General features: G+C 26.1%; 10 protein-coding genes and 2 pseudogenes. 11 read left to right on the forward strand and 1 reads right to left on the reverse strand.

What is annotated here, in order from left to right:
• Window positions 1-226: 226 nt before the first annotated feature.
• The 5 genes and pseudogenes from AAHM98_RS00975 (at window position 227) to ilvA (ending at window position 6006) form a co-directional block, all read left to right on the forward strand.
• A pseudogene (locus AAHM98_RS00975) lies at window positions 227-1689 on the forward strand (ComEC/Rec2 family competence protein).
• Between the two features lie 25 nt (window positions 1690-1714).
• On the forward strand, window positions 1715-2626 hold the full coding sequence (holA, locus tag AAHM98_RS00980) for a DNA polymerase III subunit delta (RefSeq protein ID WP_342276648.1): 912 nt from the start codon (window positions 1715-1717) through the stop codon (window positions 2624-2626).
• 39 nt (window positions 2627-2665) lie between these two features.
• On the forward strand, window positions 2666-4108 hold the full coding sequence (locus AAHM98_RS00985) for a hypothetical protein (protein WP_342276649.1): 1443 nt from the start codon (window positions 2666-2668) through the stop codon (window positions 4106-4108).
• 295 nt (window positions 4109-4403) lie between these two features.
• Window positions 4404-4553: pseudogene (locus AAHM98_RS08985) on the forward strand (transposase); the annotation flags it as partial.
• 202 nt (window positions 4554-4755) lie between these two features.
• Window positions 4756-6006 (forward strand): threonine ammonia-lyase, encoded by a 1251-nt coding sequence (gene ilvA / locus AAHM98_RS00990; protein ID WP_342276650.1) that lies wholly within the window; start codon window positions 4756-4758, stop codon window positions 6004-6006.
• A gap of 51 nt (window positions 6007-6057) precedes the next feature.
• Here the strand turns inward: ilvA and rpsT are convergent, their stop codons facing one another.
• On the reverse strand, window positions 6058-6318 hold the full coding sequence (rpsT, locus tag AAHM98_RS00995; protein ID WP_342276651.1) for a 30S ribosomal protein S20: 261 nt from the start codon (window positions 6316-6318) through the stop codon (window positions 6058-6060).
• Between the two features lie 168 nt (window positions 6319-6486).
• Between rpsT and AAHM98_RS01000 the strand changes: the two genes are divergently transcribed.
• From AAHM98_RS01000 to lepA, 6 genes are all read left to right on the forward strand, one after another.
• Complete coding sequence (locus tag AAHM98_RS01000; protein ID WP_342276652.1) at window positions 6487-6768, forward strand: hypothetical protein; 282 nt, start codon at window positions 6487-6489, stop codon at window positions 6766-6768.
• A gap of 18 nt (window positions 6769-6786) precedes the next feature.
• Window positions 6787-7398, forward strand: a complete 612-nt coding sequence (locus AAHM98_RS01005; protein WP_342276653.1) for a hypothetical protein — start codon at window positions 6787-6789, stop codon at window positions 7396-7398.
• A 27-nt stretch (window positions 7399-7425) separates the two neighbouring features.
• Window positions 7426-9183 carry a DUF2779 domain-containing protein gene (locus AAHM98_RS01010; protein ID WP_342276654.1) on the forward strand — a complete coding sequence of 586 codons (1758 nt, stop codon included), beginning with the start codon at window positions 7426-7428 and terminating at the stop codon, window positions 9181-9183.
• 384 nt (window positions 9184-9567) lie between these two features.
• Window positions 9568-10515, forward strand: coding sequence for a methionyl-tRNA formyltransferase (gene fmt / locus AAHM98_RS01015; protein WP_342276655.1), 948 nt, complete (start codon window positions 9568-9570; stop codon window positions 10513-10515).
• Between the two features lie 106 nt (window positions 10516-10621).
• Window positions 10622-11209, forward strand: a complete 588-nt coding sequence (locus tag AAHM98_RS01020; protein ID WP_342276656.1) for a hypothetical protein — start codon at window positions 10622-10624, stop codon at window positions 11207-11209.
• 112 nt (window positions 11210-11321) lie between these two features.
• Complete coding sequence (gene lepA, locus AAHM98_RS01025) at window positions 11322-13127, forward strand: translation elongation factor 4 (RefSeq protein WP_425289597.1); 1806 nt, start codon at window positions 11322-11324, stop codon at window positions 13125-13127.
• The last annotated feature ends 110 nt before the right edge of the window (window positions 13128-13237 follow it).

A 13237-nucleotide genomic window follows, 5' to 3' on the forward strand; every position in this document is an offset into this window, starting at 1 on the left:
AAAAGTTACTGCCGTTCATGCTAATTATTTATTTGTTAAATCAGGATATGAAACTTACTATTTGGCAACTCATTATTATCTCAACAATCAACAATATACTATTGATAGTCAATTAGATGATGCATTAGTGGTACATGGTAAAACCATCCCATTAAAAGCAATTAATAATTTTTATGAATTTGATTTTAAATTATTTTTAAATGCTAGTAATATCACCAAACAAATAATGGTTACTAAAAATAAAGTTCAAGTTATTAGTGGCCATTCAATACGTAGTATCATTTTTAATTATGTGAAAACATTTCCTAATGAAATTAAAACTTGAACCAATTTATTATTATTTGGTCAACAAAATGATGATAGTAAACTAATATATAATAGTTTTATAAAATGGGGAATTGCTCCATTAATCGTAGTTAGTGGATTACATATTAATTTTCTATTTATGTTATTAAACAAAACATTAGCAATTATTAAAATTAGAATATTAAAAATGTTTTTAGTTTTTACTTGTTTATTATTTTATATTTATTTATTAAATTGAACGATTCCTGCTATTCGTGCTATATTTTTTCTGGTATTTTCTTGCTTGTTAAATTTAGCAAACATAATATTCATCCACTTTCTAGTTTAAGTTTTACAACATTTTGTTGTCTTTGTTGGCAACCATTTCAGTTTTATACGGTCGGTTTTCAAATTTCATTTGGCATAAGTTTTTTAATTTTATTCATTATTTATAAATTTAAAACTTATAATAAATATTGAAAATCTTTATTTTTTAGTATTGTTTTATACTTATTTACTATTCCCTTTCAATGGCAAAAGAATCAAGGCTTTAGTTTATTTACAATTGTTTATTCATTTTTATTAACACCATTTATTATGTTTTATGATGTCGTATTATTACTTAATTTAGTTTTTAATCCGATTACTAGTTTTATTGTTAAACCTAGTTTATATTTATTAAATATCATTGTTAATGTAACCAATATGACTAATGTTTGAATTATAACTTTTCAAGTTGATACATGAGTATTACAATTGTATTATGTCGTGTTAGTTTTGTGTTTTACTTGTTTTCGTTATTTTAATTGGAAAGTTATAACTATTATTGCTATTAATTGTACTATGATTTCTGGATTATGAGTTGGTAGTTTGATTAAACCTTTTTATGAGTTAACAATGATTAATGTTGGTAATGCTATGAGTATCGTCATTTCTAGTCCCTATAATAAATCAACAATTATGATTGATGCTGGAACCCAAGATTTAAATCCTAATAACCCAACTATCGCTAATTATTTAGCAGCAAAAGGTCTTACTCATATTAACGCATTGTTTTTAATTGATCATGATTTAGACCATATAAGTAATATTCAATATTTACAAAATCATTTAAAAATTGATAATATTTATGAAAATACTAATCAAAGATTACAATATAAGATTGCTAATTTTAATGATATTAATAATTTAAGTTATAATTTAAACACCAAGTATGCTTCTGAAAATAATAAAAGTTTAGTTTTATTATTACAAATTTATCAGTTTAAAATTTTGTTTACTGGCGATATTGAAGCACCAACCGAAAATCTGCTTATTAATTCCAAAGTTTACTCGTCAGAACAAAATAAAACCATAGTTATGCGAATATACACTCAACATTATGATATTATAACATTAACATAAATTAATAATGGGTGAGGTATAAGTAATGGTTCATATTGTCTATGGTCAAGATCAATATTTAATTAAAAAAAATATTGAGATTTTAATTAAAAAACATCATAAAGATAATGATTATAACTATAGCAGTTATAATCTACTTAATACTACTATTGCTAATATTATTTCTGAAATTCAAACTATCAGTCTTTTTGAAACTAATAAAGTTATTGTTATTGATGATGAAAACCATGAATATCGGGAATGGATTAAAGATGAGAAATTTTGCTATGCCTTACTTAATCACAGTGATAAAATAATGATAATTATTAAAATTCAAAGTGATGATTTTAAAGCTAATAGTATTAGTGATAAGTTTAATATTATTAAAGTTAAAAATTATACCAAAACACAATTAGAACTATTTATTAATAAAGTATGCACTAGTTTTAAAATTAGTATTACTAAATCTGCTATTGATTTTTTAATAGCAAATTTGCCTAATGAAACTAATATATTTATTAATGAACTAAAAAAGTTGCGACATGTTAATGAATTAATAACTTTAGAAATAATACAAGACATTATACCCCATTATTTTAATGATAATATTTTTAAAACTATTAATTATTTATTAAAAAAAGATTATAAAAAATTTTGAATACAATTTAACTATTATAACACTATTAATTATGATAAAATAAAAATGATTAATATTCTTGCATATCAACTAGAGTTAATTAGAGATATTAAAATTTTAATTAATCAAAACCATAGTTATGAACAAATCTCGCAAAAAATAAATATTCCCTCTTTCCAAGTTAAGCTATTATCACAATATACTATGAATAGTTTGCATATTAATAATAATTTGTTAAAATTATATGAATTAGACGCTAATATTAAAAAAGGAAAATGTGATAAAAATATTGCAATTGATTTATTTTTTTTAAGTTTTTAGTATATAATTATAAATGTTTCAATATAATGAGGTGATACAATGGAAAGTAACAAAAATCCAGATGATAAAGTAGAAGCAAAATCATCAGATGATAACATTATTGTTAAAAATAAACCAAAAAGGATTATTAAAAATAAAAAAATCGAAGAATATTCAGAAGATACAGTAAATATAGCATTGTATTATGAAGTGTCAAGTACTATATACAATAGTTTGGCTAACTTAATCGTTAGAAAAGCTATTATGAGTGATGAAAATTTGATAAAAGTTTTAGAATTGCAAATTTCTAATTTATTTTTTCTTGAAAAAGAATTAAAAGAATTAGGCAACAAAAAGTATGCTATTGAATTTTTACAAATTATTTCTAATTTAATGGATCGTAGTTTTAGTGTAACTAAAAGTTCAAAAAAAAATCGTATTGAAATTTTAGAAGAACGTAATCTATTGATTGTTTCAATCACTAATAGTTGTAAAACTGTTGAAAGAGAAAGTCTTGAAAGAATTAGACAATTTGATAGTGAGACATTTACACAGTTAAATGACCAAATCTCAGCATTAAATAATTTTAGTGATGATAATGTTGCACCAACAGTATCTTTACCAATTCCTAATATGGATAACAACATTGCTCCAAATCCTATGTCTGGTAACCAATTAAATAACAATATGTCTAATATTAATAATTTAGATAATGCTAGTTTAGCTAATCTAGCAAAATTAGGCGTTTTACCACAACACCCTACAACAAATCCTAGATTCTATCCTTATTTAAGCAAGCCAAAATCAATTCCTTTATTAAAAAAAATATTATGTGGTTTCTTACTATTAACAGTAGTGTTATTAACAGTATCTTATATAATGACATATTTTGTAACAGGTAACCATGTTGTTAAAGCAGGCAATGATGCAGTAGATTATAATTTTGGAGAAAAAGCTCAATCAGTTATTTTTTCAATTATTACTACATTATTATTTGGTGGCGGATTTGTTTATTACATTTTAAAACCTACTAAATTAGGACGTGACACTTATCGAATATCATATTTTCTATTAATAATGGTAATTTTCTGAATTATCTACTCAGTTTCTAATATTATTTTAATGACAACAGATAATTCTTTACAAAATACTTTTGCTAGTTTCCTTGATAAAGGTGATAAAATTCCTGATAATTTAGATAAATCAGTTTTATCATGATTAAAAGGTTTACCAACTTTCCAAGCATTTAAAATTTTAGCATATGTTTCAACAGCCTCAGCAGTAGCCCCCTTAGCTATTGGTTTAGTAATTGCCATTCTTAATCCAAAAATTAATCGTAACAAAATTATTAGAGCTAATTCCGAATATCAAAATGCTATTAATAGTGCATTTAATGGTAAATCATACGAAATGGACCCATCATTATTTGATGATAGTGAAGACAATAATAAAAAAGTAAAAACTGGTCATAAATTTTGAAAAGGTAGCGATTTATTTAAATAAAATAACACATTAAGCAATAAAAATATCTTGTTTTAAAAAAACAAGATATTTTTATTTACGGATTTCTATATCCACATATTAAGTGTGATTAATGATCTTTAAAACTAAATTTACAAACAAAATTGGCCTTAACTTAAAGTAAAAGTAGATACAAAAAACAGAGTTTTTGTGATAAAACTTTCATGAAAGATAGGTGTTCATTACTACTATTACAGGTGAATTAGAAATTGAATACTTATTATAAATTTTATTTGAAAATTATCCCCGTATATGTACATATGTGGAGAAAAGACATGAAAATAAATGCAATAAACAATATCCACAAATTGCTAAATCTTGGTATAAAAATTGATAAAATTTATTGATTTTTATCACTCATTCTTCAACATTTAAAAAAATTATTTATACAACTAATAATACTGTTGAATCAGTAAACGATCAATTATAAAAAGTTACAAAAAATCAGAAAGTTTTCCTAATGATATATTAGTTTTCAAAATCTTTTAGTTAGTAATTGAATCAATGGTAAAAATGATCAATTCCATTCAAAAATATATATTTTTGTTAGTTATAAGTGATAATATATTTATGTATTAGTTATCTTTAAAAAAGAAAAGTATACATTTTATAACTTTTAGGAGGAACTCATGGAAAAATTAATAAATGCAGAGAGTATTGAAAAAACGTATGAACAAATCAAAGATAAGGTTATTAAGACTAGTTTAATCAAAGCTGATAAACTTTCATCATTTTCAGGAAATAATGTCTTTTTAAAATTAGAAAATTTACAAAAAACTGGAAGTTTCAAAATCAGAGGTGCTTTAAATAAAATTCTTAATTTAAGTAAAGAACAGCAATCCAAAGGTTTAATCGCTGCTAGTGCTGGTAATCATGCCCAAGGTGTAGCATTAGCTGCTAGAAGTTTAAATTTAAAATCAAAAATAATTATGCCCATAACTGCACCATTAGCAAAGATTGAAGCTACTAAAGAGTATGGAGGTTCTAAATGTATTGTCCAACTTCATGGTACTATGTTCGATGATGCAATGTCAGAAGCAATAAGAATTGAAAAAGAAGAAGGTTTAACTTTAGTTCATCCTTACGATGATAATTTCGTTGTTAATGGCCAAGGTACTATTGGTTTAGAAATATATGAACAAATGCAAGCATTAGGTAACGATATTGACTATTGTTTAGTCCCTATTGGGGGTGGAGGCCTTTTAAGTGGTATCTCAACATACTTAAAAAGTAAAAACCCTAACATTAAGTTTATTGGAATTGAAGCTGAAAATGTTGATTCATTTAAACAAGCTTTAAAAAATGGTAAACCATTTAAAATTCAAGCTAAAAGTTCTATTGCTGATGGAATTGCTGTTAAACAAATTGGTGAATTAACTTTTAAAATTTTAAAAAATAATGTTGATGAAATCGTAACAGTTAGTGAAGAAGAAATTGCTCAAGCCATGCTATTTTTATTAGAAAAGTGTAAAGTAGTAACTGAAGGTAGTGGTGCTGTCAGCGTGGCTGCTCTTCTTTCAGGTAAACTTGATAAAATTATTGGTAAAGGTAAAAATGTTGTTTGTTTAATTAGTGGTGGTAATGTTGATATTACTACTTTAGGAACTATTATTAACAGTGCATTAATTAGTTCTCATCGTCGTGTACCATTCTCAGTTAATGGAAAAATTAGTAATAATACAATTAATGAAATTGTTGATATTCTTACTAAGAATGGAGCATCCATTTATAAGATTCATAGTAGTTTTGATCGAAATAAATTAGATATTAGTAACTTTAGTATTTTTGTTGTTATGGATACATCTGATGAATATCAAAAAAATAAAATTTTTAATGAAATAAGACAATCAAATTCTAATTTTACTTTATTAATAAAGTAAAATATATATTAAAAAAATAACTGATCAGTAATTTGATCAGTTATTTTTAATTTATTTAGTTTGTGCTAATCTAGACATGATTTTTGATTTTTTATTAGCAGCTTTGTTAATGTGATAAATACCTTTAATAACAGCTTTATCAATTAAACTACATACTTCACTAACAAGAGTTGGAGCAGTTTTGTTATTATCTTTGATTGCTACTTCTGCTTTCTTAAAAGCAGTTTTAATTTTGGCTTTGTAGCTTTTATTAATTTCATTTCTTTTTTCGTTAGTTTTAATTCTTTTGATTTGTGATGCAATGTTTGCCATTCTTTTCTCCTTTATGATTTAAATAATTTATAAATTGATTACAACAGAAATAATTATAACAAAAATACTAAATGTTGTATAATTTTTTTTATTTTTTCAGTATAATTACTATGTTAGTGTTTTTGTATGAAAATATAACAAGTTAGTAGGGGCAGTAGGTGGTAGAAAATGAGTTATTATTATCGTAACCCTTATCAATTTTCTTATCATGGCGTTGCCCGCATTAGAACGAGACTAAAGTTGCAAGACCTAACTGACATGCAAGTGCGTGAGCATTGCTTAAAATTAATCAGTGAATCTCATAATATTGAAGAAACTAGAAGTTATAAATATATTAGAGTCAACAAAACAAATCTTTATTTTGTAATTAAAAAAGATACAAATTTAATTTTAACAATTTCACCCATGAGTCCTACTAAACTGTTAAAAGTTATTGAGGAAAATTTATAAATAAAAAAGGTGATAAACATGGATAAATTAGCTAGTTCATGATGAATGTTAGCCCTAATTGGAGTAGTTGTAATAATTTTTATTTTAACAACTATATCATCAAAAAAGAAGAAAAAAGAAGAAAAGTCACGTCGTCAAAAAGAAGTAAAACAAGTTATTAAAAATTTTATGCGCGAAGAATTACAATTGCAACATAAAACTATTGAATTTGAACAAGTAGTTTCACGTAGTAGCAAAGAATTTCGTTATCGTGATGTTTTTGATGTAATAGTAAAATTATATGATTCTAAGAAAAATGACTTATATGCAACAAAAGCTTTTGAAGTTGAAGGATTTACGAAACAACTTTCAAAAAAAGAATTTGAAACAATTTGAAAAGTAAACCGCGAATTAGTTCTAGATGAAACAATTAAAAGTATTCAATTATCAAAAAAACGCAGTAAAAAAGTAAAGATGTCACGTAAAACTGCAGAAGAAAAAGTTGCTATCAAAAAAGAAAGTGGAGCAGTAAAAATTGCTTTAGCCCAAGAAAGAATCCAAGAAAAAGCCGAGAAAAAACGTGCTAAAAATTTTGAAAAACCAAAAAATGCTATGCAAGACAAATTTTCTGGTTGAAAAGAAAAACAATAAACTGTTAGATTTGTCAGGTTATAAGTTATGAAAATTTACAAAGATGATTATAAACACTTTCGTACTTGTCAAAAACTTTCATGGTTTTTAAATGGTAAAAATTATAAGTTAGCAAAAAGTTTAATTGAAGAAAAATCTATTATTAATTTCGTAGAATTAACACATACTGAAACTAGTAGCAAGTTTAATGCGAATTTAATTACAATTTTTGATTTCGAAGGTGACCAATTTTATAATTCAGAATCACTTGATAGTCAAGAAGATGATTCTGAATTTTACCTTGGAGAAACGATTGCTGATGGAATTGAAACAGGTAAGTATGCTCAAGACTATTTTAAACGTAGGTTTACTAATTTTAATTTAGAAAATTATGATTGTATCAAAACCATGGAAATTATTAATGACAAAGCATATGATGTCTTATTTGAACCACGATTTGAATATGACGGTTGTATTACTAAATGTGATATCTTAAAACGTAATAATGTTGGTTGAGACTTAATTGAAATAAAAGCTGTGACATGGGTTAAAGAAGAACATATGTGAGATTTACTTTATCAATACGATATACTAACTAAATGTGGGATTAATATTGTTAATACCCATATTATGTATATTAATAATAATTATGTTCGCCAAGAAACTTTGGATTTAGATGAATTATTTATTCCTAATGGTACAACATGACAAAAAAGCCCTAAAACTAAAAAGAGTTTTAGTTTGTACGATTCAATTCAAGATGAACTTTTAAAATATAATTTACAACTAGAATATCAAAAATTACGTAATATCATGGAAATGGATGATAAAGAGACTGTTATATCATTTTTAACGTCGCCTTATTGCCATGAAAATGATACAACTTTTTGCCCTCATATTTTCAAATTCTTTCCTATTCACAATACTATTTTTGAATTATATCGTTTACGAAAAACAAAAAAAGCGCTATGGTATTATGAAGAACAACTATTAGAAGTTAATGATGAACGAATTTGGCCATTTATAACTAAGTCTGATTTACATTTACGTCAGTACGATGTTATTAAAAATGGTGAAAAATTAATCGACCCCAATAAATTTATTGATTTAAAAATTGAGTACAAAAAATATCAATATCCAGTTTATATGTATGACTTTGAAACTATGAAATCAGCCATTCCTAAATTTAAAAATTCAACACCATATCTGCAAATTCCTTTTCAATATTCTATTCATGTTTTATTAAGTCCTGATTTTGATTTTAAAACTAATCATAACATTGTTCACTATGAATTTTTAGCTGATGGTAATAATGACCCACGTTTTTTATTAACAAAGAACTTATGTCATGATTTGCTTAAAATTCATGGTCAAGGTACATATGTTGCTTATAATCAATCTTTTGAAAAATCAGTAATTAAAAAATTAGCATTTTGTTATCCTGAATTCAAACATCAATTAGCACAAATTCATGATGGTACCATTGACTTGCAAGATTTTTTCAAAGGATTTAAAATTTATAAAGAACAATTTTATGGTTCTTTATCAATTAAAAAAACTTTGCCTGCCTTTGAACCTGCTTTTTCATATGAAGATTTAACAATCAAAAAAGGCGATATGGCATCAGAAGCTTTTCGTCGTAGAGTAGAAGATAATATTAGTTTAAGTAATTGAAATCATAATTTTCGCGATAATATGCTAAAATATTGTGCTCGTGATACATTAGGCATGGTAGTATTATTTTGACATATTAAAATTATTATAGAGAAATATCAAACGCAGTTAGATAATGATATTAAAAAGTAAAATAAATTAATACTAGGATTAGACCAATGATAATGATTTTACTGGAGATTTAGCAACTTGAAGTAGGCATGCCCTAGGTTGATAGAAATTAAGAAAGAAGAATGAAAAATTTATATTTTAAAATAAAAAAGAGAACCCATAACAGGTTCTAATGTCCACTTAAGGATTCTCATCTCTGAGTTATATACATTATATATTATACTTATCAAACTATCACATTAAAAATAAAGAAAAGAAAAAAGGTAATATTGAAAAATTAGTAAAACAAAATAATGAACTATTAGAATTAAATCAAAAATTACAAAAAGAAAACTTAGAGTTAAAAATTCAAATAAATAGTAATAATAAAAACTTATGAGAAGAAAATAAAAAGGAGTAACAAGGATGTCAAAAATTAGAGTTTTATTTATGGGAACTACTTTTTTTTCTCAAAATATATTAACAACTTTATTAACAACCATGAACAATGAAGTTGAAGTGGTAGGTGTTGTCTGTCAACCAGATCGTAAGATTGGTCGTAAACAAACTTTAGTAGAATTACCAATTAAACAGTTAGCGATATCTGCTAATATTCCCGTTTTCCAACCAGAAAAAATTATTGATAGTTTACAATCATTAGCACAGTTAAATATTGATGTAATTATTACTTGTGCTTATGGTCAATTTCTACCCAAACCTATCTTAAATTTACCAAAACAAAAATGTTTAAATATTCATGCTTCATTATTACCAGCATTACGCGGTGGAGCTCCTATTCAATGAGCCATTATTAAAGGTTTAACTAGTACGGGTATTACTTTAATGGATATGATTAGTAAAATGGATGCTGGCGGTATTTATATCCAAGACGCAGTAACAATTACTAATGTTGATACTTATGTCTCTTTAACTAATAAATTAATTGCCATAGCCAAAAAGATGTTAGTAACTAATTTATTACCTATTGTTAATAATGTTCTAATCCCAAAACCGCAAGATGAAAATAAAGTTACTTTTGGTTTTAATATTCTTCGTAAAGATGAAAAAATTAATTGACAACAAAGTGCTTATTTAATTTCATGTCATGTCCGTGGTTTATATGATGTACCAATTGCCTATACCATTTTGAATGATGTTATTTACAAAATTCATCAAGTTGAAGTTACTAATGAAAATTCAACATTACCAGCAGGAACAATTATTGCAATTAACAAATTAGGAATTATTGTGACTACAACTTCTAATATTATTATTATTAAAATAATTCAACCAGCAGGTAAAAATCCTTTAGATGCCAAATTTTATTTTGGCTCTAAAACTAATCCGATTGCTGTTGGTTTAAAATTTAATTAAAAATCATTTGCTAAGGAGTTATCTTTTTCTCATGTTCTTTGATATACTAAAGTCATAATAAGATACTGAAGTTATTAGTAATTAAACCTAAGAAAGGAAAACTATTATGTATCGTTTTCGTTCCATTAAGTACTGTAGTACTACAGCATTAGTTAGCGCTTTATTAGCTATTTTTGGTTTTGCTTCATACTGAACTGTTGGAAAATGAATTGCTATGTCCTTAAACGGTGGTATCATTCAATTATTTGATGGATTACTAATTGCTTTAACTGCTTTTATTCCAGGAATAATGCTTTTAATTTCCGGAATTGTTGCTGGAATTTTAACTGACTTGATGATTGCCAGTAATTTTTCTTTTACTATGCTACCAGCTACAGTTGTCATTAGAATTCTAATGTTTATCATTATTAGAATATTTATGAATAAACATTGATACTCTTGTTTTTGAACATTTTTTATAGCATTATTACCCATCATTATTATTTATCCTTTATACACTTGAGTTGTCTATGGCTCAGCATTAGCCATTATTGAATTATTAGTTGATTGTGTGCAATGTGGATTGTTATATATCATTGGCATTATGTTATATTGACAATTAAGTCGTATTAAGTCTCGTAGTAATAATTTTTTATGAAATGATGAAGAATTTAATTATTTGAAAAAAGAGCAACCAAGGGTTGTAAATGAATAAGGATTTCGCAAAATATTTGCTTCCACAACTTATCTTTTTTTCATATTTTTTGATATACTAATTGTTAGTAAAGATTCTTAAAAAAGATAGGTGAAAACATAATATTATGAGTATCGATAAAAAATATATTAGAAACTTTTCCATTATTGCCCACATTGATCATGGAAAGTCAACGTTAGCAGATAGGATTCTGGAATTAACAGGTGCTGTTGCTATTCGTGATATGAAAGCACAATTATTAGATTCAATGGAATTAGAACGCGAACGTGGAATTACTATTAAGTTAAATAGTGTTCAATTGCATTATCAATCCTTAAACGGTCATGTATACTTATTTCATTTAATTGATACTCCAGGTCACGTTGATTTTACTTATGAAGTATCACGTAGTTTAGCTGCTTGTGAAGGAGCAATTTTAGTTGTAGATGCAGCTCAAGGCATCGAAGCCCAAACCTTAGCTAATGTTTATTTAGCCATTGATAACAATCTAGAAATCATTCCTGTTATTAATAAAATTGATTTACCAAGTGCTGACCCTGATAAAGTAAAAGCGGATATTGAATCAGTATTAGGTTTGCCAGCTGATGAAGCACCATTAATTTCTGCTAAGACTGGAATTAATATTCGTGATGTTTTAGAAGCTGTTATTACTCATATTCCTTATCCTAAGGATGCTGACGATAATGCACCTTTAAAAGCTTTAATCTTTGATTCTTTTTATGATGCCTACCGTGGGGTAATGGCTTTTGTGAGAATTAAAACTGGTACTATTAAAGTTGGTGATAAAGTTCGCATGATGGCTTCTAAAGCTGAGTACGAAATCACTGAACTTGGTGTTCGTACACCCAAAGAAGAAAAACGTCAAGTGTTATATGCTGGTGAGGTTGGATGAATTGGTGCTGCTATTAAAGTCATTAGTGATGTTCATGTTGGTGATACTGTTACTAATGTGGCTAATCCTGCTTCGCAACCACTACCAGGGTATAAAACTCTAAAGCCAATGGTTTATTGTGGATTATATCCTATTGACACTAATAAATATCAAGAATTAAAAGATGCTTTATATAAAGTTCAATTATCGGATGCTGCATTATTTTTCACTCCTGAAACTTCACAAGCATTAGGATTTGGATTTCGTTGTGGTTTCTTAGGATTACTACATATGGATGTCATTCAAGAACGGCTAGAACGTGAATACAACTTAACATTAATTTCTTCTTTACCATCAGTTATTTATGAAGTTAATTTAACTAATGGTGATAAATTAACTATTGATAATCCAACCAAATGACCCGCTCCCCAAACGGTTAAATCGATTGAAGAACCATTCGTCAAAGTAAAAATCATGACACCCGAACAATATGTTGGTGCTATTATGCAGTTATGTCAAGATAAAAGAGGGGTGTATTTAGATTTAGAGTATACTGATAATTTAAGAAGAACATTGACATACAATTTGCCATTAAATGAAACTGTTATTAATTTCTTTGATAAATTAAAATCAATTTCTAAAGGTTATGCCTCATTAGATTATGAATTAATTGGTTATCAAGAAAGTAAACTAGTAAAAATGGATATTTTATTAGCAGGAACAATTGTTGATGCCTTATCCATTATTGTTCATAAAGATTTTGCTTATGTTCAAGGACGTGTTTTATGTGAAAAATTAAAAAAATTAATTTCTAAACAAAATTTTGAAGTTGCCATTCAAGCTGCTATTAATAACAAAGTTATTGCCCGAACAACCGTGCAAGCAGTAAGAAAAGATGTTATTGCTAAATGTTATGGTGGTGATATTACTAGAAAACGAAAATTACTAGAAAAACAAAAAGAAGGTAAGAAAAAAATGAAATCAATTGGTAATGTAGAGTTGCCACCAGAAGCTTTCCGTTTTGTCTTGAAAATTGATGAAGAATAAAATTAACAAACAAAAAAGGTTCAGTTATGAACCTTTTTTGTAATTAAAAGAACAATATTTTTATTACGACTATTTTATGGAATGTTTTAGCATACTAGTTATCAATAATA

Origin of the sequence: Spiroplasma endosymbiont of Nebria brevicollis (assembly GCF_964030895.1) — a bacterium.
Taxonomy (GTDB): domain Bacteria; phylum Bacillota_I; class Bacilli_A; order Mycoplasmatales; family VBWQ01; genus Spiroplasma_E.